Source organism: Caballeronia sp. ATUFL_M2_KS44 (assembly GCF_023630965.1).
GTDB lineage: Bacteria > Pseudomonadota > Gammaproteobacteria > Burkholderiales > Burkholderiaceae > Caballeronia > Caballeronia concitans.
Map to the genome: position 1 here is coordinate 23003 of NZ_JALQEA010000047.1, position 21733 is coordinate 44735.

Below are 21733 nucleotides of genomic sequence, written 5' to 3' on the forward strand. Positions count from 1 at the left end.
GTCTTTTAACGATATCGCGCCGCGTGGCGAATGAATTTTAGACGGCACTCACGCGGTTGCGGCAGTGTTTTCTGTTGGGGAGAGATCAGCGCTTTCATCGACGGGAAAGCCTATCGACGCGACGATTCCCGAGCGGCCGTCGTCACGATTGCGCAGCGTCACTTCGCCGTGGTAGCGAATGGCAATAGCTTTCACGATCGATAATCCGAGCCCGCTTCCCTCTATATCCGCATTCGCGCGAAAGAAGCGGTCGAACACGCGAGGCAATAGTTCTTCCGCGATGCCGGGGCCTGTATCGATGATTTCGATCCACACCTTGTCGTGATCGCGACGCATGCGCACATCGATCGTTCCTTCATCGGGCGTATAGCGCACCGCATTGGAAAGCAAATTCATCACCGCCATGCCGATGTCCGCTTCCACCGCGCGCACGTGAGCGTCCACCATTTCTTCCGCGCCGACATCGAGGCCGCGCTGAAAGGCAATCGGCAATACGTCCGCGATGGCGTCCCTGACGACAGTGGCCATGTCCACGCGCACCATCGCGTCGCTGTTCATCGGCGCATCCGCGCGTGCGAGGCGCAAGAGTTGCGTGATGAGACTGCCGCTGCGCGCAATGCCGCGTCGCAATTCACGGAATCGCTCCTTATTTCCGGGCGCAATATGCGGCGCGAGATTATCGGCCTGAAGCTGAAGCGCCGTTAATGGCGTGCGCAATTCGTGCGCGGCATCCGCAATGAATTTGCGCTCGCTTTCGATTGACCTCGCCAGACGCTCGATCATCGTATTGATCGAATGAATGAATGGTGCGATTTCCGCAGGCACGCCGACAATAGGCAGCGGCTTGAGATGACCGGTATCGATGGCCTGCACTTCGTTGCCGAGTCGTTTGAGCGGGCGCAACGAGCGCTGCACGACGAGCGCAACCGCAGTCCACATGAGCGGCAACAGCACGGCGATAGGCCAGAGCGTCTTCGTTGCGCTGGCTTCGGCAAGCGCGCGGCGCACGGACGAACGCTGCGCGACTTGAATGGTCATCGTCGGCTCCTGACGCGTGAAAATGCGCCAGATTTCGTTGTTTACCACGGCGTTCGAAAAGCCCGGTGACGCATCGGGAGAGAAATGCAACGCGGGATCGGTCGTGCGAAACGGCGTGTCCTCGCCGGCCTTCCAGACCACGACGACGATATCGCGATCATCCTGCGAGCCTCGCGCCGGATTTTGCGGAATGCCTTCCGCGAAGCCTTCGCGCATGCGCGCCGCCACTTGTTCCAGACGCAAATCGAGCAGCGCGCTGATGCCGGTCTTGCTCAACTGATACGAACTCACGCCCTGCACGATGCCGATCACGCTCACGAGCAATCCCAGCGCGACGACCAATTGGTTTCTGAGCGATTTGATCATGTGAGTCCGCAGCGTCGTCAACAATGAGGGCGAGCCGCTTGCGTGGCTGTTTCTGCTTCGCGGCTTGAGGCGGAAGGACGGCATTGGAATCGATCAATACACTAAAAAAATGCGCGGGTCCCGGCGCAATAGACGCGCAAGGTTCGAGAAAATGCCAAGCCCAGCCTAGCGCACGAGAATGAGGAAAGAATGAGGGCACGCAAGCAGCGTTTCGCGTACCGGGATACCATTGCGTGTCCTTTAGCGGCGGACTCTCGCGCCAATGCCGCTGCAGCCAGATAAAAACTCACTCGCATGCCGCAGCTCAAGCAGACCCAGCGTCCCCTCGTCATCGCTGCCGTGATGGCGTCCATGGCGATGGTCGCGATCGAAGCGACCATCGTCTCTACCGCGATGCCGCAAATCGCCACGCAGCTCGGTGGACTCAATCTCTATAGCTGGGTGTTCTCGTCGTTCCTGCTGACACAGACGGCGCTGACCGTCGTGTTCGGCAAGCTCGCCGATCTCTTTGGCCGCAAGCCCGCGATACTCGTCGGCATCGCCATCTTTCTGATCGGCTCGGTGCTCGCAGGCTTCGCCTGGTCGATGCCCGCGATGATCGTCTTTCGCCTGATACAAGGCGTCGGCGCGGGCGCGATCCTGCCCGTTGCGCTCACCGTCGTCGGCGATCTCTATCCGGCAAGAGAACGCGGCAAGGTGCAGGGTTATCTCGCGAGCGTGTGGGCCGTGTCCGCCGTGCTCGGACCGATGGTCGGCGGGCTGCTCATCCGTCATCTGTCGTGGGCGTGGATCTTCTGGATCAACGTGCCGATCGGCGTGCTCGCCGCGCTGCTCTTCGTGATGTTCCTGCATGAAGAGAAACGTCACGAACGCCCGGCTATCGACATTGCGGGCGCCTGTCTTTTCACGGCAGCCGTTGCTTCGCTGATGATGGCGCTCACCGACGCGGGCAGCGCGAACAACGCGCGCGTCGGCGTGGAAGTGGCCGTGTTCGTCGTGGCGAGCGTGCTCTTCGTGTTGCAGGAACGGCGCGCTGCTGATCCGATGATCTCGTTCGGCTTATGGGCGCATCGCCCGATCGCGGCCGGCAACGCGGCGACGCTGCTCGCCGGCATGGCCCTCATGGGCCTGACCACGTTCCTGCCGATGTACGTGCAGGGCGTGATGCATCGCTCGCCTGTGGAAGCGGGCTTCACGCTGACGATGATGATGGTCGGCTGGCCCAGCGGCGCGACCTTCACGTCGCGCACGTTCAGCCGCATCGGGCTGCGTCGTCTGCTTATCGGCGGTACGGTGTTCATCCCGCTCGGCGCGATTCCGTTCGTATTGCTGACGCCGCAATCGAGTCCCGTGCTCGCGGGCATAGGGTCCGCTGTCATGGGCTTCGGCATGGGCGTGCTGAGCGTGTCGTGCCTCATCCTCATTCAGGAAATCGTGAAGCTGTCAGAGCGCGGCAGCGCGACGGCATCGAATCTCTTTGCGCGCAATCTCGGCAACACACTCGGTGCGGCCGTCTTCGGCGCGGTGCAGAACTACGGGCTCACGCATGCGAGCGGCTTGCCCTCAGTGAGCGCGGATCAGTTGAAGCAATTGCTGACCGCCGTACCCGGCAATTTTTCCGCGAACACAGAGATACGGCTTGCCTTGCATCACGCGTTGCATCTGACGTTCACGTCGATGTTCGTGATCGCCATCGGCGCGGTCATATCGATGCTCTTCATGCCCGCTGTGGAATTGGGTCGTGCGCGTGAGACCGTCGAAACAGTCGATCCCGTGAAAGGCACGAGCGCGGAAAGACATATCGGCATCGACGCTTGAGCATGCTCCAGCGCCGATGCCTTTCTCATTCAGGCGCCGTTAGTCCTGCGCCTGAACGAGCGGGCTGTCCTGCTTGTCTTTGGACACGCTCGCATCGTTGCTGTTTTGCGTCGCGGCTTCATCGGCTGCGATAGTCTGTGTGTTCATGCCCTGCTGCGACGCGGGCGCGCCGCTCGAAGGCATGTAATGCGGCGCGGGGCCATAACCGCTCGCGAGTGCATAAGACGCGGCAAGCGAAGCCGCAACGAAGATGATGCCGCCGAGTTTCCTGATCATGATCGTGCTCCTGAGGGGTTCAATGATCCACTTCATCGGCCTCATTGCACGAAGTTCAGCAAGCGACCTTCCGAAATGTGCACGCAGTCTACGTGCGTGCCTTGTCGTTGAAATCCCCCCAGAAGCGCGGATAAGAATGGATGGATGAGCGCTTCGTGAATGAAGCGCTTTGCGCGTTCAGACGTTGTCTTCGACGCCTATCGATACCGCTCCCGCGTTGATGGTCAGACGCGTGCGCTTGGCCAGCGCGTCCTGTGGCGCAGTGCGATCCGGGTTCAGTCCCTTCACCTTGTTGAAGATCGCGACGAACTGGCCGGGCGTGACCGTCGCCGATGCATAGCCCAGGCCGTCGAGATCCGAATACAGCATGTCCGGATTGTTCTGCATGACGAAGTTATCGAGCACGCTCGACGAATTGATGAGCGACGCGAGCGGCATGCCCGCCGAGTAAGTCGCGACGTCCTGAAAGAACGGCCGGCTGCTGATGCCCGCGACCATCAGATCGATGATGACGGGCGTGCCGGTCGCGGGATCGGGCACGTCTCGCACGATGCCCGCCTGGAACGCGTGAAGATCGCCGGTGATCGCGATCACGTTCGTGATGCCCTGCGCCTTCACGAACGAAGTGAGATCGGCCTTGTGCGATGGATAGCCGTCCCACGCATCGCAGTCGAGCACGAACACGGCGTTGTCCGGTGCGGGCGCAATCGATCGCAAGTCGAGCCACATGCGGTTCAGCATCACTTCGTTGCCCCACACCTTCCACGTCGCGGTCGATGCCTTCAGCGTGTCCTTCCACCATTGCGTCTGCACGGGGCCGAGCATCGACGGCACACGGCCGAGACGCTGCGTATCGAGCGCCTCGAACTGCGCGAGCACCTGTTGCGGCACGAAGTAACGCGAGCCGACGAGGTCGTTGCCGTTCACCGGATCGTGCCCGAGCGCCTGCGCGATGGCCGCTTCGCTGACGACGTGATCGTCGCGATAGAGCCGCTCGTCGGTCATCACGAGATGCAGCAGCGAACCGAAGTGAAAGTCGCGATAAATGCGGATGTTGTCGTAGTTCGCGTTGTTCAGATCGAACGACACGTCGCCCCAATCCACCGGCAGATATTCGGCCCACGCCTGATTCGCATTGCGGCGGCGCGCGGTCTGTTGCAGGTTGGCGTTCGTGTAGGTTTGATGATCCTGCCAGCAATCGTCGGTGAATTCATGATCGTCCCAGATGGCGATCACCGGAAAGCGCGCGTGAACCGTCTGCAAGCGCGCATCGCCGCGATACGTGCGATAAAGCGTGCGGTAATCGGCAAGCGTGTTTGCATAGACGCCGCCGCCCGCGAGCGGCAGTCCATCGGGCAAGGTGATCGGCGTATGCGCGGGTTCGGACGCGTTGGTCTCGATCGGTGTGCCCACCGTTTCGTAGATATAGTCGCCTACGTGCACGACGAAGTCGAGATCCGTTTCCGCAGCCATCAACGTCATGGCTTGCCAGTGGTTCGCGTTCCAGTTCTGACAGGTGAACCATGCGAAGCGCAGTTGCGCGACTGCATCGTTCGCGACGGGCGCGGTGCGCGTCGTGCCCGTTGCACTGACGTCGCTGCCCGCGATGAAGCGGTAATAGTAAGTCGTCTTCGCGGTCAGCCCCGTGATCTTCGTGCGCACCGTGAAGTCGTAGTCGGCCACCGCGCTCAACGGCACGCTCGCGGCGAGTTGCGAGAAATCGGCAAGCGGCGACACTTGCAGCGTGAGCGCGACAGGCTGCGTAGCGTTGCTTCCATTGGCGACACAACGCGTCCACAGCACAACGGACGTATCGCGGGGATCGCCGCTCGCGACGCCTTGTGCGAACGCATAAGCGCCTGTGGGCGGCGGCGGTGGCGTGCTGCTGCCGTTATCGTCGTCGCTCGAATGATGACAAGCTGTGAGCGTGCCCGACGCCGCTGCAACGGTATAGAACGCGGACAGGGACAGGAACCGGCGGCGATCCATACGAGCCTCCTCAGGTTCCTTACAAGCTACAAACCGCGCATGACGGTGTCAAGAAAGGCGGCGATCGAAGCGAAGCATCGAACGTTCGCTTTATTTGCGTTATTGCACTGCTCTCAGCGGAAAAATCACTCTCGCCGATATAAGGCCGAGCGCGCCGCCCAGCAAGGTTTCCCAAGCACGCGCCGCGAGCAGCGGCACCGAATGCACGCCGCTCGCGGCAAGCGTCACGATGAGCGCGAAGGCGAACGCACCGCATGCAATGTCATAGCGGTCCGGCGTGGCCATCGAAAAGACGATCATGGCGAACGCGGCCATCGACCAGACGACGAGCGGCGCATGTTCCGCAAGCGGCAGGCAGATCAAACCGATAGGCACGCCGACCAGCGTGCCGTAGATGCGCCGCCGCACGCGCTCGGCCGTGCCGACCGCCGAGGTCGCGACGACATACACGCAGGCCGTCATCGCCCACACGGATTCGGCAATGCCGAACGCAGCATTGAGCATTACCACGACGAGCGCGCCGCTCGCGGCCTGCAAGCCCATTGCGAATGCGGGCGATACCGCGTGCCTGCCATATGCCGATTCGGAAGCGAGCGCCGGCAGCACCACGGGATGTTCCGCCGGCCCGCTCAAGAGACGCGGGACGATCGCGGCGAGCATCGCGATGAACAATGCAAGCACGATCGCCCACGCATCCATGCGCGCGAGATTCGTCGCATAAGCCACGAGCTGGCCGATATAGAACTGCGAGCCGATGCCCGCGCCCGTCACGCCGAAGCGCTTCAGATAGCCCGCGAGAAACGCGCCCGGCACGAGTATCAACTCCGCGCCGCCGCGCCCGAGTTCGCGAAACAACGGCGCGAACAACACGAACGTCAACGCACCGAACGCGGCGGCTGCGCAGAAGATGGCGATATCGCGGCTCGACTTCGCGCGCGTCGTGCGCGCTTCCGACACGCTCGCCCATAGCGCGAACGTCCCTGCAAGCGCGCCGACGGATACGCTCGCGGGCACATCGCGCGTGACGTCATGCAAGGTGCCGATAGCCGCCGCGAGTCCGTATGCCGTGACAAGCCGCAAGCCCTTGATGCGCCGATGCGTGCCCGGATCGACGCGTTCGAGCCACGCGAGCATGGCGGACATGGTGTGCGTGCCCGAGTATTGCCGGTCGTTCATCGCAATCGGCCTCGCGTGATGGATGGATTCGCATGCGCCTGCAACGCATTCTAGGCGGTCTTTTTGTGCGTTGCGCGTTGGCGTGATGCCGCTTGCAAGCCACTCGCCTCATGCGCCGCTGCATCGACGATGCAGTCCGCAAGACGCGTCGCTGCATCGTGACGGCCGCGCCGCACACGCTCGACGAGACCGATCTCGCGATGAAACGTATCGTCGCCGAGATCGAGCGCCACCGCGCCACGCGGCCACGCACCGATGCCCGCCGACTTCGGCAGCAGCGCCACGCCCAAGCCGCGCGCGACGAATTGCGCGATGCCCTGCAACTCGTCGACCTCGATTGCATCGCGCACATCGATGCGCTTCTTGCGCAGAAACACATCGACTTGCCGGCCGCCGAACGAGCGGCGGTCATAGCGAATGAACGGTTGCGTTTCGATCAGTTCGCGCCAGGCGATGCGCTTTTTCGCAGCGGGTGCGAGCAGCACGAAGGGTTCGGCGACGAGCGTGCGCCATTGCAATTCCGAGGGCAACGAGAACGGCGGACGAATGATGACGGCCATGTCCGTTTCGCCGGCATCGACTTGTGCAAGCAGATTGAGCGATACGCCCGGCACGAGCCGGATGCGCCACGCGGGCAACATGCGTCGAAACTCGGCGATGGCGTCGGGCAAAAGCGCTGCATGCGCCGATGCGATCGCGCCTACGCCGAGCGTGCCGCTGCCTCCGTCCTCGCCTTCGGGTTCGGCAAGCCGCGCGTATAGCGCGATGAGTTCATCGGCGAGTTCGAGCGTGCGGCGGCCGGCTTTGTTGAGCGTCGCGGAGCGGCCCGTGCGATCGAAGAGCGCAAAGCCGAGATGTGCTTCGAGCCGCTGCATCTGCGCGCTGACCGCCGATTGCGTGAGACCGATCTGCGCGCCCGCGCCCGCAAACGTGCCGTATCGCGCAACGGCAATGAAAGTAGTGAGTTCGCGCAGCATGGGAATGCATCGATTTTATTGATGGTGACAGTCGAAATATATCGTTTTTCACCAGATTTATTCATCAATACAATCGAGGCCTCGATTCACTTCTTTCGCTAAAGCGCAAACGAGGACCACCCACATGAGCACCCCGCACGACGTCATGCCGCCGTTTCATCTCGCGTTTCCCGTACATAGTCTCGCCGCCGCGCGCGCGTTTTATGGCGATCTGCTCGGCTGCCCCGAAGGCCGCAGTTCGAACGAATGGGTCGATTTCAATTTCTACGGGCATCAGATCGTCGCGCATCTCGCGCCCGATGAAGTCGGGCATCGCTCGACGAGCGCCGTCGATGGCGACGCCGTGCCGGTACGTCACTTCGGCGCGGTGCTGTCCATTCCGCAGTGGGAGGCGCTGGCGGAGAAGCTGAAGGCTGCGGGGACGCGCTTCATCATCGAGCCGCATATTCGCTTCAAGGGCGAAGTCGGCGAGCAGGCGACGATGTTTTTCCTCGATCCGTCGGGCAATGCCGTCGAAATCAAGGCATTTGCGAACATGGCGTCGCTGTTTGCGAAATGAAGGCTCGCGCCGTTGCATGAAGGCGCATAAAGAAAACGGGACGCTCGTGAGCGTCCCGTTTTTACAACTGTGAAGTCAAGGCTTACTGACCGGAGCCGCTTGCGCTGACCGGTGCGCCCGGGCCGCTCGGCGTCGCGGTGCCGGTCGGCGCCGTCGAAGGTCCGGTCTTCATCGACGACGTATGGCTGCCGTGCGACTTCTTCGAATGCGAAGACTTGTGCGACGTGCCCGGACCCTGAGTCGTGGTCTGCGCGTTGTCCCCGGCCTGCAGGCCCGTCGACGAGCTCGGCGGGTTGTCCTGTGCAAACGCGGATGCACAGACGAGAGCAAATGCGCCAGCAGCGCACGAGAGAGCGATACGTTTCATGTCCAATGACTCCTGTTAGCGGTTCTGTCAGCGGTTGCAATAAGTTTGCAGATGCGATTCGTGCATTGTTCTGCATGCCGGCCGCCGCGGCTTTGCACGCAGCGGCTCGTCGCATTCGGTCTGGAGCACGCGACGTGCCACGGTCTGACGAAACGGTGACGCATGGCGCGCGCGTCAGAATTGCGCCGTCATCTGGAACCCGACCGTGATGCGCGACGTCGACAACGCCGACGGCTTGTAGATCGGCGTACCCGCGAATACGTCGTAGCTGAAGCCCGCATACTTCGACGGCACGCCGCCGCGCAGGCCGATCACCGCGCCCACGAGCTGCGTCCCGGCGAGAAACGCCGTATTCGGCCCGAATACGCGGCCATAATCGATGCCCGCGTAAAACGACTGGCCCGACTGCCCGATCATCGCCTGCAACTCGTTGCGCCAATAGAAGCCGCGCTCGCCGGCCAGCATCTGTTCGCCGTCGAAACCGCGCACCGTATAGCGGCTGCCGATGGTGAGATCGTCGATGTAATAGAGGCTGTCGTTCGTATATTGCGCGTGCACCGTGCCCACGTAGCGGAAGTTGTGCTGGCCTATCGCGAACGGCATCGAGAGGTTCATATCGGCGACGGCCATATGAAAGCGATACGTCGGGCTTGCGGGCGCCGTGGCCGGTGTCGGCGCGATGTTCGGATCGTCGTCGATATGCGGGTCCGGCTTTGCACCGAATGCGCCGATGCCTTGCCGATACGCGAGCGTGCCATCGAACTGCGCGCGGCCGAAGTAATGACGGTCGGTCAGTCCCGCTTCGAAGAACGTGTTGTTGCGGTTCTGGAGCGTGATGGACGTATCGTCGATGAAGCTCTCGCCAAAGCGCCGCGACAGTTGCACGTAGCTTCCGAGCACGTCGCTCTGACCGCGCGACAACACGCGTTGCAGTTTGATGCCAGCCGTCTGCGCGTTGCCGCTCGAGACGAACGTCTGATTGATGCCCGCGATGTGCTGATAGTACGTGTTCGTGTTGCCGAAAACCGATGCGGTCCAGTAGCCCCACGGAACCGAATACGAGCCGTTGAAACCGTGCGAGCCGCGCGCGTGATCGTGCAGATACAAGTCCTGGCTCGCGCCCGCGCTGAAGATGTCGTTGAGCCCGAGCGGATTGTCGATGCCGATGCCCACGTTCCCTTGCAGCTTGCCCGTTGCGCGGCTGCCCGAGTTGTCGACTGAAGCAACGATGCTCCAGGGCTTCGAGCGCTTCACGACAATGACGACATCGCTTTCACCCGGCGTGCTCGTCGGCTCGATTTTCATTTCGGCATCCTGACTGGATACGCGCTTCATCTGCTCGACGCCTTGCTCCAGTTCGCGCAGGTTCAGCACGTCGCCGGCGCGCGCGGGAAACGCGGATTTCCACGAGCCGGACGTATCGGATTGCTCGAAGCGCAGCGCATGAATGACGCCCGGCACGAGCGCGACCTGCAGCGTTCCCGTCGAAAGATCCTGTTGCGGCAAGAGCACGCGCGTCGTGACCAGCCCGCGGCTGAGAATGGCCTGTTGCAGGCCCTTCGTCAACGCGTTGACGCCTTCCTTGCCGACACACTGTCCCTTGTAATGATCGAGCCATTCGCGCGCGAATGCGAAACGATCGAGCGGCAACGCGGATGCGCCCTTCTCACGCACGGCATCGGGCAACGTCGATGGCACATCGAGCGCGAATGTATCGATACGAAAGCACGGCGTTTCCGCAGGAAGCGCGGGAAAGCCGCCGTCGCCGGGCACGCTGGAGCGCACGACCGGCGCTTGCGTGGCGGCTTCGCGTTGCTCGGCGTCGCGTTGTTGCTGAATCTGCTGATTCTGGATGGCATTGGCGCGCGCGGCGGCGGCTTGATCGGCTGGGGACGGCGACTGTTGGGCGTGAACCGCGAACGATACGAAGGCTGCCAGCGGCAACGCCGCGAGCCTCATGGTTGACTTCATAGTGCTGATGGATGTGATCGATGATGCTGACGCGGCAGGCACGCGATGATGCGCGCGTGGCTGCGGTCCGGGTTGACGCTCTGGCGTCTCACATGCGAAAGGCTCGCGATTCGCCGCTAGGAGACGGCATTTTAGTTTTGAGCCGTTCCGAGGCGGGATGTGATTTGTGGGTAGGTGTGATATTTGGTTGCGCGCGGCGTGCGTACCGTGCGCGACGGCGCGCCGCCTAAAGGCTCACGCGTCGTAACGCGCACGCGCGGCGGCGGCAATGCGCATCAACGCATCGACGCTCAGCTTCGCTGCAATGCCCTTCACGTATTCATGATGATGCGTTTCGAGCGGCGCATCGAGATATTGCGCATGCAAATAGCGAATCAGCGCAATGCGCCTGTGTTTCAGCGCGATGCTGCGATCGAGCAGCGCGAGCGCCGCATGCGCGTCATGGCCCTTGCATGCGCGCTCGGACAAACGCGCCGCCGTATCGCGCGATGCGTTCATGCGCTCGACGCGGCCATCGCCCGATTCGCGCACAATGCATCGTAATCCGAACGATTCCAGTCCAGTTCGAGCGCGCGCCTCTTCGTGCCTTCGCGAATCTTCGGCTTGTGCAGGCTGAGCGTGAGCGCATCCAGCGCGGGCCATTCATCGAAGGACAACGCGGCGATCTCCACCGCGAGCGTTTCGAGCAGGCGCGTATGCGGCTTGTCCTGCAGATACGCGGTCACGCGATTGCACCACGCCTCGTAATCGATGAGCCGCGCTTCGCTCGGCATGTCACGATAGCGCAGGCTCGCATCGATGGACACGGGCTGCGGCGCACGATGCTCGTGCTCATACAGCCCGATGCGCGTCATCACGACGAGTTCATCGACGACGACGCGCCAGCCCCGGCCGCCCGCATGGAAAGGCTCGAACGGCTTCACGACAACAACGGCTCGGCTGCATCGAGCATGATCTTCACGAAGTAATCCGCGAAGCTGCGGCGCACGATGATCTCGAAGCGATCTGCACCGAGCGGCACCAGCGTGATCGACGCCTTGAAGTAATGGCTCTGCGCACACTGTCCCGCGCCGAACATCTTCGGATGCAGGTCGAGCGGGCAGCCGCGCGACAGCACATCGCGCGTGCGCGGTCCGTCGATATCGAGCACCGTGTAGCCGCTGCCGATATCCACCGCCGATGCAAACGCGCCCGCGAAGGCATCGCGCAAACGCGCTTCGAGCGGCGCGGCGCGCGATGCATCGTGCGCGGCTTCCGACACCACGAGCCATTCGTCCGGGCCGAGCCACAGCATGTCGTAGCCGTTGCCCTTCGCGATGGTGTTCGGCCTCTCGGGCGGCGCACAGCCGATCACGCTCTGCACCGCTTGCACGAAGGCCGCGTCGCGCGTATCGCCACGCACGTTCACGAGCTGCAGGAATGGACGCTCCGTCAGGCGAAACGCCTTCGATGCGCCCGCCTGATGCGCCTTCATCGACGCATCCGCGCCCACGAGCGGCGACTCTTGCCACACGCCCTGCCCGACCGTCACGCGATCCACGACAGTCGAGGAACCTCTGGTTTCATTCAACATGCTGACGTGCTCCTTCGCTGTCGTAGAACACCGAACTGGTGATCTTTGCGTTGATCTGCTTGCCGCCCGCAAGCGGGATCGTGACCGATTCGCCGATCTTGTCGAGCCCGCCCTTCACGACGGCCAACGCAATCGAACGCTTTAAAACAGGGCTGAAGTAACTCGACGTGACATGCCCGAGCATCGGCGCGGTATCGCCCTGGAACGGACCCGCGACGATCTGCGCGCCTTCGGGCAGCACGAACGACGGATCGTCCGTGAGCAAGCCGACGAACTGCTTGCGTCCCGCCTTCGCGGTATCCGAGCGCGTGAGCGAACGCTTGCCGATGAAGTCCTTCGACTTCGCGACGAGCCCGCCCATGCCGAGGTCGTACGGCGTCATCGAGCCGTCCGTGTCCTGTCCGACGATGATGTAGCCCTTCTCCGCGCGCAGCACGTGCATCGTTTCCGTGCCGTAAGGCGTGATGTCGAATTCCGCGCCCGCTTCCATCAGCGCTTCCCATACCGCGCGGCCCACGTTCGCCGGCACGTTCACTTCGTAGGCCAGCTCGCCCGAGAAGCTGATGCGCATCACACGCGCCGATGCACCCGCCACCGTGCCATCGCGATAGCTCATGAACGGGAACGCGCCATTGGCGAAGTCGATGTCCTGACACACCTTCTGCAGCACCTTGCGGCTGTTCGGACCGACGACGGCGAAGGTCGCCCAATGATCCGTCACCGATGCGAGGCGCACGCGCATGTCGGGCCATTCGGTCTGCAGCCAGCGTTCGAGCCACGTGAGCACGCGCGCCGCGCCGCCGGTGGTCGTCGTCATCATGTAGTGGTGTTCGGCGAGGCGCACGGTGACGCCATCGTCGAAGATCATGCCGTTCTCATCGAGCATCAGGCCATAACGGCACTTGCCTACTTCGAGCTTGCTCCACGGATTCGTATAGACCCAGTTGAGCAGCTTGGCCGCATCGGGGCCTTGAATGTCGATCTTGCCGAGCGTCGATGCATCGAGAATGCCGACGCTTTCGCGCACCGCGAGCGACTCGCGCGCGACCGCCGCGTGCATGTCCTCGTTGCCGCGCGGGTAGTACCACGGCCGCTTCCAGTTGCCGACGTCCTCGAACATCGCGCCGTTCTGCACGTGCCATTCGTGGATGGCGGTCTTGCGCACCGGATCGAGAAACTCGCCCAGCTCGCGGCCCGCGAACGTGCCGAACGTCACCGGCGTGTAGTTCGGACGGAACGTGGTCGTGCCCGTCTCGGGAATGGTCTTGCCGAGCGCTTGCGCAAGAATCGCCATGCCGTTGATGTTGCCGAGCTTGCCCTGATCGGTGCCGAAGCCCATCGCCGTATAACGCTTCACGTGCTCGACGGATTCGAAGCCTTCGCGCGCCGCGAGATAGATGTCGGCGGCGGATACGTCGTTCTGGAAATCGACGAACTGCTTCGGACCGCGCGTGGCAAGCTCGCGTCCGCCGACGATCCACAGCGGCATCAACGGCGCTTCCGCGATTTCAGCCACCTTCACCGCTTCCGGCCGCGCGACGATGTGCCCTGCCGCGCGCGCTGCTTCCGCGCCTGCATCGAGACCGAAGCGAATGCCGCGCGCCAGCGTGAATTCGCCCGCGCATGCGCCGACACTGCTTTCGGCCTGCATCGCCTTGCCGGGCACGAAGCACGCTTTCTCGTCGTGCCAGTGCGCCTTGCCGCCCGATTGCGCGAAGAGATGCAGCACGGGGCTCCATCCGCCCGACATCGCGACGAGATCGCACGGCAGGTCCGTTTGCTTCGCGCCGACCTGTCCCTTCGAATACGCGGCCACTTCCACCGACGACACGCGCAGCTTGCCGTGCGCCGCGGTCACGACCGCATCGTTGAGCACGCGCACGCCGTAGCGCCGCGCGGCCGCGGGCAAGGCGCCTTTCGATTCCATCGGACGCGGATCGACGACCGTCACGTTCGCGCCTGCTGCCTTGAGATCGAGCGCGCATTGATACGCGTCGTCGTTGTTGGTGAACACGACTGCGTTGCGGCCCGGCAGCACCGCATAGCGATGCAGATACGTCGATACCGCCGATGCCAGCATCACGCCGGGCAGATCGTTATTGCCGAACACGATGGGTCGCTCGTGCGCGCCCGTCGCGAGAATCACGCGCTTCGCACGCACTTTCCACATCTGTTCGCGCGTGCCCTTGCGCATCGACACAGGCAGATGTTCAGTGAGACGCTGCGTCACCGTGACGAGGTTGTGGTCCTGATAGCCGAACGCCGTGCTGCGCGAAAGTATCTTCACGTCAGGCATTTTTCGCAATTCGGCTTCGACTTTCTGCACCCATTGCAGCGCGGACTTGCCATCGATTTCCGCGCGGCAAGACAAGAGCGAGCCGCCGAGTTCCGGCTGATCGTCGACGAGCATCACGCGCGCGCCCGACAAACCCGCCGCATACGCAGCCGCAAGCCCCGACGGTCCGCCGCCGACCACGAGCACGTCGCAATGCGCGAAGCACTTGTCGTAGCGGTCGGCATCGCGCTGTTCGGGCGCCTTGCCGAGACCGGCTGCATCGCGAATCACTTCTTCGTACTTCGGCCACATCTTGCGCGGCCACATGAACGTCTTGTAGTAGAAGCCCGCCGGAATGAAGCGCGCGATCTTCTGATTGACCGCCATGCGATCGTTCTCGATGTTCGGCTTCGCGTTCACGCTCTCCGCGACGAGTCCCTGATACAACTCGACTTCCGTCGCCCGCGCATTCGGCACGGTATAAGCGCCTTTTTCGAGCTGCACGACGGCATTCGGCTCTTCGACGCCCGCCGTCACGATGCCGCGCGGCCGGTGATACTTCCAGCTACGCGCGACGAAGTGCTGTCCGTTCGCGAGCAGCGCGGAGGCGAGCGTGTCGCCCTGAAAGCCCTGATACGTCTTGCCGTTGAACGTGAACGTCAGCGCGATGGCGCGATTGATGCGCCCGCCCGTGGCGAGTCGGTCTTTCTGGCTCATTTCGACGCTCCTTCCTTGTTGTCCATTGCAGCCAGCGGACGGTCGAACGTCTCGTAGCCCTGAATCTCATAGCTCACCGTGTCGCGCTGCACCTTGAACCAGCGGCGGCAGCCTTGCGCATGCATCCATTGCTCGCGATGCACGCCGCGCGGATTGCGTCGCATGAAAAGATAGTCGCCCCATTCCTTGTCGGTGAGCTTGTCGGTATCCAGCGGGCGCGCGATATCCGCTTCGCCGCCGCAGGAGAATTCGGTTTCGGCGCGCGGCCCGCACCAGGGGCATTCGATCAGCAACATGTGTCCTCTCCCTTCAGTGCGCAACGGCAGCAGCGCCGTGTTCGTCGATCAAATGGCCGGTATAGAAACGATCCAGCGAGAACGGCGCATTCAACGCATGCGGCTCGTCCTTCGCGATGGTGTGCGCATACGCCCAGCCGGAACCGGGCGTCGCCTTGAAGCCGCCCGTGCCCCATCCGCAATTGAAATACAGGCCCTTCACGTCGGTCTTGCTGATGATCGGGCACGCATCCGGCGACACATCCACGATGCCGCCCCACTGCCGGTTCATGCGCACGCGCGAGAACACGGGGAACATCTCGACGATCGCTTCCAGCGTGCCTTCGATGATGTGAAAGCTGCCGCGCTGCCCGAAGCCCGTGTACTGATCGACGCCCGCGCCGATCACGAGATCGCCCTTGTCGGACTGGCTGATATACGCATGCACCGCGTTCGACATGACGACGGTGTTGACCACCGGCTTGATCGGCTCGGACACCAGCGCCTGCAACGGATGGCTTTCGAGCGGAAGGCGCACGCCGGCCATGTCCGCGAGCGTCGTCGTGTTGCCTGCCGCGACGATCGCGACCTTCTTCGCCTTGATATGGCCTTTGGTCGTATCGACGCCGGTCACGCGGTCGCCGTCGCGACGAATGCCCACCACCTGACAGTTCTGGATGATGTCGACGCCCGCCTGGTCCGCGCCGCGCGCGAAGCCCCACGCGACCGCATCGTGACGCGCGACGCCGCCGCGCCGCTGAATGGATGCGCCCAGCACCGGATAGCGGCTATTCAGGTTGATGGTCGGCTCGATTTCCTTGATCTGCGCGGGCGTGAGGAACTCGGCATCGACGCCGTTGAGACGGTTCGCGTTCACGCGGCGCTCGGTATCGCGCACGTCCTGCAGCGTATGCGCGAGGTTCATCACGCCGCGCTGGCTGAACATCACGTTGTAGTTGAGGTCTTGCGAAAGCCCTTCCCACAGCTTCATCGCTTTCTCGTACAGCGCGGCGGATTCGTCCCACAGATAGTTGGATCGAACGATGGTCGTATTGCGCGCCGTGTTGCCGCCGCCAATCCATCCCTTCTCGAGAATCGCGACGTTCGTGATGCCATGTTCCTTCGCGAGGTAATACGCAGTCGCGAGACCATGCCCGCCGCCGCCGACGATCACCACGTCGTATTCGCGCTTGGGCTCGGGACTGCGCCACTGGCGCTCCCAGTTCTCGTGATACGACATGCCGTTGCGCAGCAGGCTGAATATCGAATAGCGGCTCATGGTGTTTCCCTTGTTTCGTAGCGGTGTTTCAGCACTCGATGACGTTCACGGCCAGCCCGCCGCGCGACGTCTCCTTGTATTTCGTCTTCATGTCCGCGCCGGTTTCGCGCATCGTCTTGATGACGGAATCGAGCGACACGTAATGCGTGCCGTCGCCCTTCATCGCCATGCGCGCAGCGTTGATCGCCTTGATCGCGCCCATTGCGTTGCGTTCGATGCAGGGAATCTGCACGAGGCCGCCGACGGGATCGCACGTCATGCCGAGGTTGTGTTCCATGCCTATTTCAGCGGCGTTTTCCACTTGCGCGGGCGTGCCGCCCATGACGGCGGCGAGCGCGGCGGCGGCCATCGAGCACGCGACGCCCACTTCGCCCTGACAGCCCACTTCCGCGCCCGAGATCGACGCCGTTTCCTTGTAGATGATGCCGATGGCCGCTGCCGTCAGAAGAAAGCGCACGATGCCTTCATCGTTCGCGCCGTGCATGAACTTGACGTAGTAATGCAGCACGGCGGGGATCACGCCGGCCGCACCGTTCGTCGGCGCGGTGACCACGCGTCCGCCCGATGCGTTCTCTTCGTTGACGGCCATCGCGTAGAGGTTGACCCAGTCGAGCATCGACAACGGATCGCGCAGCGACTCTTCGGAACGCGAACGCAGTTGCGCGGACAGGTCCGCTGCGCGGCGCTTCACGTGCATCGGGCCGGGCAATTCGCCGCGTTCCTTGCAGCCGCGCTCGACGCATGCGGCCATCACGCGCCACACGGCGAGCATGCCTTCGCGCACGTCCTGTTCGCTGCGATTCGCGCATTCATTCTTCATCGCGATATCGGCGATAGACAGACCTGTCTCCCGGCAGATGCGCATGAGATCGTCGCCGGTGCGAAACGGATACGGCACGTTCGCGCCCGCACGCACGCCGTTCACGCGATCGCCTTCGCGATTCACCACGAAGCCGCCGCCGATCGAGTAATACTCTTTCTCGACGAGCAACTGGCCGTGTTCGTCGAACGCCTGAAAGCGCATGCCGTTCGGATGCACGATGCTCGATCCCGCCGCGCCCGGCATCAGCTTGCGATAGAAGCCGATATGCTCGCGCTCGTCGAACGCAATCGCGTGCTTGCCGAGCAGCATCAGGCACCGCTTCTCGCGAATCTCTTTCAGGCGCGGCGCGATCACGTCCGGATCGATCAGATCGGGCAGATTGCCTTCGAGACCGAGCAGCACGGCCTTGTCGGTGCCGTGGCCCTTGCCGGTCGCACCGAGCGAGCCGAACAGTTCGATCCGCACGCGCGTGACGAACGCAAGCAGATTCGCGTCCTCGATATGCGATGCAAAGCGGCATGCCGCGATCATCGGCCCGACGGTATGCGAGCTGGAAGGACCGATGCCGATCTTGAACAGATCGAAAACGCTGACATTCATGGCGTGCCCTCAGGGTTGGCGGTTCGCATGCGTGGCCGGTCATCGCCCGATCACGACATGGCCTCATTGCACCAAACCGCAATTCCGGCTGATAGAACAAAAACGGCATGGAAATGGGATGGCGGCGTCAGCGCGCTTTTTCGCACGCTTCGCACGACGCATTGCTGCGCAGTTTCGTTGGAAATCGGGAGTTTTTTGAGATTGCTCTGAAAGGCTGAACGGGTGCGCCTCGGTATATTCCCTAGGTCGCGAGAGGCCGCCGGAACACGCCTCTCTTCCCCGATTTCCCTCGTTCAACGGTTTGCAGCAATGGAAAGTCACGCCCTTCCCGATCAGTTCTTCAAGTCCTGGGTTTTCGCGTTCGTCGTCGGCGCCGGTGTCGTCGGCGTGCTTCAGGCTTTAGGCATCCTTTCGCCCGAACGCCTGCTCACGCGAGAAGCGCCCGTGTGGGCCGCGCTCGTCGTCGTGTGCTCGCTCGGTCCCGTGCTGCGCTACTTCGGCGTGTTGCAGGCGGAAGTCGAACAACGCTGGGGCGACTACACCATCGCGAGTCTGCTCGGCCGTTCGACGGGCGCGCTCATCGGCGGCGTGTTCTCGTGGGCGTTCGCCGTGCTCGGCGCCTGAATTCCGCTGTCCTCACGCCACGTCTGCAAGCGTGGCGTCCCTCATTCCGATCATGCTCGCGCGATGCGCGGCCGGTGTTATGCTCGCTGCATAATTCCAGCCGCCGCAATTCACGCGCATGAACCCCGCCGAGTCACTTCCGCCGCTCTCCATCGACGGCCAATCGAAATCGCGTATTCGCTTCGGCATCGTGCTGTTGCCGAACTTCACGCTGACCGCGTTCTCCGGCTTCGTCGATCTGCTGCGACTCTCCGCCGACGAAGGCGATTTCAGCCGCCCCGTGCGCTGCTCGTGGAGCGTGATCGGCGAAACGCTCGCGCCCGTGCGCGCCAGTTGCGGCATTCAGATCACGCCGTGGGAAACGTTCGAGAACGCGGAGCCGTTCGATTACGTCGTCGTGGTCGGCGGCCTGTTGCATTCGGGACCATCCGCGAGCGACGCCACGCTGCAGTTCATCCGCCGCGCCGCCGCTGCGGAAGCGACCATCGTCGGCATGTGCACGGGCGTCTTCACGCTGATGCGCGCGGGCGTGCTCGACGGTCATCGCGTGTGCGTGAGCTGGTTCCATTACTGGGATTTCGTCGAGCGCTTTCCGCGGGCCGATGAGCAGATGCTCGTCGCGGACCGGCTCTTCGTGATCGACAGAAGGCGCATCACATGCTCGGGCGGGCGCGCTTCCATCGACGTGGCCGCCGCCATTCTGCTGCGTCACTTCGAAACCGCGACGGTGCAGAAGGCGCTGCGCATTCTGCTCGTCGACGACATGCAAAAGGGCAACGCGCCGCAACCGCATCCGCCGGGTCTCGCGCCCGCCACGCATCCGAAGGTCAAGCGTGCGATCCTGCTGATGGAGCAGCACGTCGGCCGCTCGTTATCCCTCGATGAACTCGCGCACAAGCTCGACATGTCGACGCGTCAGCTCGAACGTCTCTTCAAGGCGGAGACGGGCAAGGCGCCGCAAGCGTACGCGAAGCAGGTGCGTTTGCGCACGGCCGCGTGGCTGCTGACGAGTTCGGACAAGACGGTAGCCGACATCGCATCGAGTTGCGGCTTCTCCGATGCATCGCATCTGGGCCGCGAATTCCGCAAGCAGTTCGGCCTGCCGCCGATGATGTATCGCGAGCAGCGCGGCGCGCAGGACGCAGAAGAAGTGCATCACGCAATGGACTACGACGAAACTTTCCCCGGCCGCGCGCAGGCGATCTAGCGCATCTGTCCGACGTTTTCCGCGGCCATCCACCCAAGGAGAAACGGCATGGAGACTCACGGTTTTTCGCAGGAAGAATGGGCGTTGCGCTGCGATCTCGCGGCGCTGTATCGCGTGATCGCGCATTTCCGCTGGACCGACATGATCTTCACGCACATCAGCGCGCGCGTGCCGGGGCCGGAGCATCACTTTCTCATCAACCGATACGGCGTGCTCTTCGACGAAATGCGCGCGTCGGATCTCGTGCGTATCGATAGCGAAGGCCGCCCGGTCGATGCCGATCCCGCGCATCTCGAGCGATACCTCGTGAATCCGGCGGGCTTCACGATTCACTCGGCCATTCACATGGCGCGTCCCGATGTGGTGTGTGTCGTGCATACGCATACGGCCGCCGGCGCGGGTGTGTCGGCGCAGAAGAAGGGCCTTTTGCCGATCAGCCAGCACGCGCTGAAGTATTACGGGCATCTCGCGTATCACGACTACGAAGGCATTGCGCTCGACCTTGCGGAGCGCGATCGCCTCGTCAACGATCTCGGCCTGCACAACGCGATGATCCTGCGCAATCACGGCCTGCTCACGTGCGGCCCGTCCATTCCGACTGCGTTTCAGGAGATGTACTTTCTGGAGCGCGCGTGCGAGATCCAGTTGCGGGCGCTCGCGGGCGGCGGCGAACTGAATCTGCCATCGGCGAAGGTGTGCGAAGTCACTGCCGCGCAGTATCGAAGCGATGAAATCGAAGGCGTGACCGCGCTGCAATGGCAGGCCGCGTTGCGGATGATCGAAGGCGGCAAGACGGATTATCGAACGTAGCGTTCTAACGGCGTCACGCAGAAAGACGCCGCTCGACGCTCGGCGCGTGTCCGAATTGCGCGCGATACGCCTTGCTGAAATGGCAAGGCGAGTGAAATCCGCAGACGCTCGTCACGCGCGCAATCGATGCATCGGTGTTGCGCAACAGATCGCGGGCGCGTCGCAGGCGCAGCGTCAGGTAGTAATGCGTCGGCGACACGCTGAGGAACATCTTGAACATGCGCTGCAAGTGCCGTTGCGACAGATGCACGAGCCGCGCGAGTTCTTCGAGCGAGAGCGGCTCTTCGATGTTGGCTTCCATCAGGCGCACGACTTCCACGAGTTCCGCACGCGAGAAGCCGACGCGCGCATCGACGGGAATGTGCTGATAGTCGCTCGAACCGCGTATGCGTTCGACGATGAACTGCTCCGACACCTGCGCCGCGACCGCTTGCCCGAGCCTCAGGCCGACGAGATTGAGCATGAGATCGAGCGGCGCGGTGCCGCCCGTGCAGGTCACGCGGTCTCGATCGATCACGAAGAGTTCATCGGCGAAGCGCACGTGCGGAAAGCGCTTGTTGAGCGGCGACATGTCTTCCCAGTGCACGGTGCAACGATAGCCGTCGAGCAGCTTCGCCGCGAGCAGCGCATAAGGACCGGTGCAGATGCCGCCGAGCGGAACGCCTGCGTCGTGCACGCGTTGCAGCAGCGCGATCACCGTGTCGTCGACATAATCGGCCACGTGCCAGCCTGCGCAGACGATCAGCACGTCGGGCATGCCGGCTTCGTCCAGCGTGGTCGTCGGCTTCACGGTGATGCCGTTGCTTGCGCGCGCCGGCTCGCCGTCGGGCGTGATGACGGACCATCGATAGTGCTGCGCGCGGCCCACGTAGTTGGCCATGCGCAGCACCTCGACCGCGCTCGTGAACGCGATCATCGAGAAGTTCGGCAGCGTCAGGAAGCCGAAGTGCGCGAGATTCGCAAGCGGCGATTCGCTGACAGCCGGAACGATCGCGTCGCGCTTCATATGCACA

The 21733-nt window shown here is 62.9% G+C and carries 20 protein-coding genes; 5 read left to right on the forward strand and 15 right to left on the reverse strand.

The features are described from left to right. Nucleotides 1-48: 48 nt before the first annotated feature. On the reverse strand, nucleotides 49-1404 hold the full coding sequence (locus tag NCR39_RS19665) for a sensor histidine kinase (RefSeq protein WP_250453767.1): 1356 nt from the start codon (nucleotides 1402-1404) through the stop codon (nucleotides 49-51). 294 nt (nucleotides 1405-1698) lie between these two features. Here NCR39_RS19665 and NCR39_RS19670 point away from each other — a divergent pair, with 294 nt between their 5' ends. Next, a complete protein-coding gene (locus tag NCR39_RS19670; RefSeq protein ID WP_250453768.1) occupies nucleotides 1699-3222 on the forward strand; it encodes an MDR family MFS transporter in 1524 nt (507 codons plus the stop codon). Nucleotides 3223-3261: 39 nt separating this feature from the next. Here NCR39_RS19670 and NCR39_RS19675 read toward each other — a convergent pair whose 3' ends face one another. The 4 genes from NCR39_RS19675 to NCR39_RS19690 form a co-directional block, all read right to left on the reverse strand. Next, on the reverse strand, nucleotides 3262-3498 hold the full coding sequence (locus NCR39_RS19675; protein ID WP_250453769.1) for a hypothetical protein: 237 nt from the start codon (nucleotides 3496-3498) through the stop codon (nucleotides 3262-3264). Nucleotides 3499-3675: 177 nt separating this feature from the next. After that, nucleotides 3676-5487 carry an alkaline phosphatase D family protein gene (locus NCR39_RS19680; protein ID WP_250453770.1) on the reverse strand — a complete coding sequence of 604 codons (1812 nt, stop codon included), beginning with the start codon at nucleotides 5485-5487 and terminating at the stop codon, nucleotides 3676-3678. Nucleotides 5488-5586: 99 nt separating this feature from the next. Beyond that, entirely contained in the window at nucleotides 5587-6663 is a 1077-nt protein-coding gene (locus NCR39_RS19685; RefSeq protein WP_250453771.1) for an FUSC family protein, read from the reverse strand. A 50-nt stretch (nucleotides 6664-6713) separates the two neighbouring features. Then, a complete protein-coding gene (locus NCR39_RS19690) occupies nucleotides 6714-7640 on the reverse strand; it encodes a LysR family transcriptional regulator (RefSeq protein ID WP_250453772.1) in 927 nt (308 codons plus the stop codon). A gap of 124 nt (nucleotides 7641-7764) precedes the next feature. Between NCR39_RS19690 and NCR39_RS19695 the strand changes: the two genes are divergently transcribed. Continuing rightward, nucleotides 7765-8199 (forward strand): VOC family protein, encoded by a 435-nt coding sequence (locus NCR39_RS19695; protein ID WP_250453773.1) that lies wholly within the window; start codon nucleotides 7765-7767, stop codon nucleotides 8197-8199. Between the two features lie 82 nt (nucleotides 8200-8281). Here the strand turns inward: NCR39_RS19695 and NCR39_RS19700 are convergent, their stop codons facing one another. From NCR39_RS19700 to NCR39_RS19740, 9 genes are all read right to left on the reverse strand, one after another. Further along, the gene (locus NCR39_RS19700; protein WP_250453774.1) at nucleotides 8282-8566 is read right to left on the reverse strand and encodes a hypothetical protein; all 285 of its coding nucleotides are present in this window, start codon (nucleotides 8564-8566) and stop codon (nucleotides 8282-8284) included. A gap of 174 nt (nucleotides 8567-8740) precedes the next feature. Further along, nucleotides 8741-10537 carry a ShlB/FhaC/HecB family hemolysin secretion/activation protein gene (locus tag NCR39_RS19705; RefSeq protein ID WP_250453775.1) on the reverse strand — a complete coding sequence of 599 codons (1797 nt, stop codon included), beginning with the start codon at nucleotides 10535-10537 and terminating at the stop codon, nucleotides 8741-8743. Between the two features lie 234 nt (nucleotides 10538-10771). Beyond that, complete coding sequence (locus NCR39_RS19710; protein ID WP_250453776.1) at nucleotides 10772-11035, reverse strand: hypothetical protein; 264 nt, start codon at nucleotides 11033-11035, stop codon at nucleotides 10772-10774. After that, on the reverse strand, nucleotides 11032-11460 hold the full coding sequence (locus NCR39_RS19715; protein WP_250453777.1) for a dihydroneopterin aldolase: 429 nt from the start codon (nucleotides 11458-11460) through the stop codon (nucleotides 11032-11034). The genes NCR39_RS19710 and NCR39_RS19715 overlap by 4 nt, the downstream gene beginning before the upstream one ends. Further along, a complete protein-coding gene (locus NCR39_RS19720) occupies nucleotides 11457-12110 on the reverse strand; it encodes a sarcosine oxidase subunit gamma (RefSeq protein WP_250453778.1) in 654 nt (217 codons plus the stop codon). Before NCR39_RS19720 ends, NCR39_RS19715 begins: the two co-directional genes overlap by 4 nt. Continuing rightward, entirely contained in the window at nucleotides 12100-15102 is a 3003-nt protein-coding gene (locus tag NCR39_RS19725; RefSeq protein WP_250453779.1) for a sarcosine oxidase subunit alpha family protein, read from the reverse strand. Before NCR39_RS19725 ends, NCR39_RS19720 begins: the two co-directional genes overlap by 11 nt. Further along, nucleotides 15099-15398 (reverse strand): sarcosine oxidase subunit delta, encoded by a 300-nt coding sequence (locus NCR39_RS19730; protein WP_040050562.1) that lies wholly within the window; start codon nucleotides 15396-15398, stop codon nucleotides 15099-15101. Before NCR39_RS19730 ends, NCR39_RS19725 begins: the two co-directional genes overlap by 4 nt. A 13-nt stretch (nucleotides 15399-15411) precedes the next feature. After that, the gene (locus NCR39_RS19735; RefSeq protein WP_250453780.1) at nucleotides 15412-16656 is read right to left on the reverse strand and encodes a sarcosine oxidase subunit beta family protein; all 1245 of its coding nucleotides are present in this window, start codon (nucleotides 16654-16656) and stop codon (nucleotides 15412-15414) included. Between the two features lie 28 nt (nucleotides 16657-16684). After that, entirely contained in the window at nucleotides 16685-18079 is a 1395-nt protein-coding gene (locus NCR39_RS19740) for an L-serine ammonia-lyase (RefSeq protein WP_250453781.1), read from the reverse strand. A 309-nt stretch (nucleotides 18080-18388) separates the two neighbouring features. Here NCR39_RS19740 and NCR39_RS19745 point away from each other — a divergent pair, with 309 nt between their 5' ends. The 3 genes from NCR39_RS19745 to NCR39_RS19755 all read left to right on the forward strand — a co-directional run bounded on the left by NCR39_RS19745 (nucleotide 18389) and on the right by NCR39_RS19755 (nucleotide 20720). Beyond that, nucleotides 18389-18703 (forward strand): hypothetical protein, encoded by a 315-nt coding sequence (locus NCR39_RS19745; RefSeq protein ID WP_250453782.1) that lies wholly within the window; start codon nucleotides 18389-18391, stop codon nucleotides 18701-18703. Nucleotides 18704-18821: 118 nt separating this feature from the next. Further along, complete coding sequence (locus tag NCR39_RS19750; RefSeq protein WP_250453783.1) at nucleotides 18822-19910, forward strand: GlxA family transcriptional regulator; 1089 nt, start codon at nucleotides 18822-18824, stop codon at nucleotides 19908-19910. Between the two features lie 48 nt (nucleotides 19911-19958). After that, complete coding sequence (locus NCR39_RS19755) at nucleotides 19959-20720, forward strand: class II aldolase/adducin family protein (protein ID WP_250453784.1); 762 nt, start codon at nucleotides 19959-19961, stop codon at nucleotides 20718-20720. Nucleotides 20721-20733: 13 nt separating this feature from the next. Here NCR39_RS19755 and NCR39_RS19760 read toward each other — a convergent pair whose 3' ends face one another. Further along, complete coding sequence (locus tag NCR39_RS19760) at nucleotides 20734-21726, reverse strand: GlxA family transcriptional regulator (RefSeq protein ID WP_250453785.1); 993 nt, start codon at nucleotides 21724-21726, stop codon at nucleotides 20734-20736. Nucleotides 21727-21733: the final 7 nt, after the last annotated feature.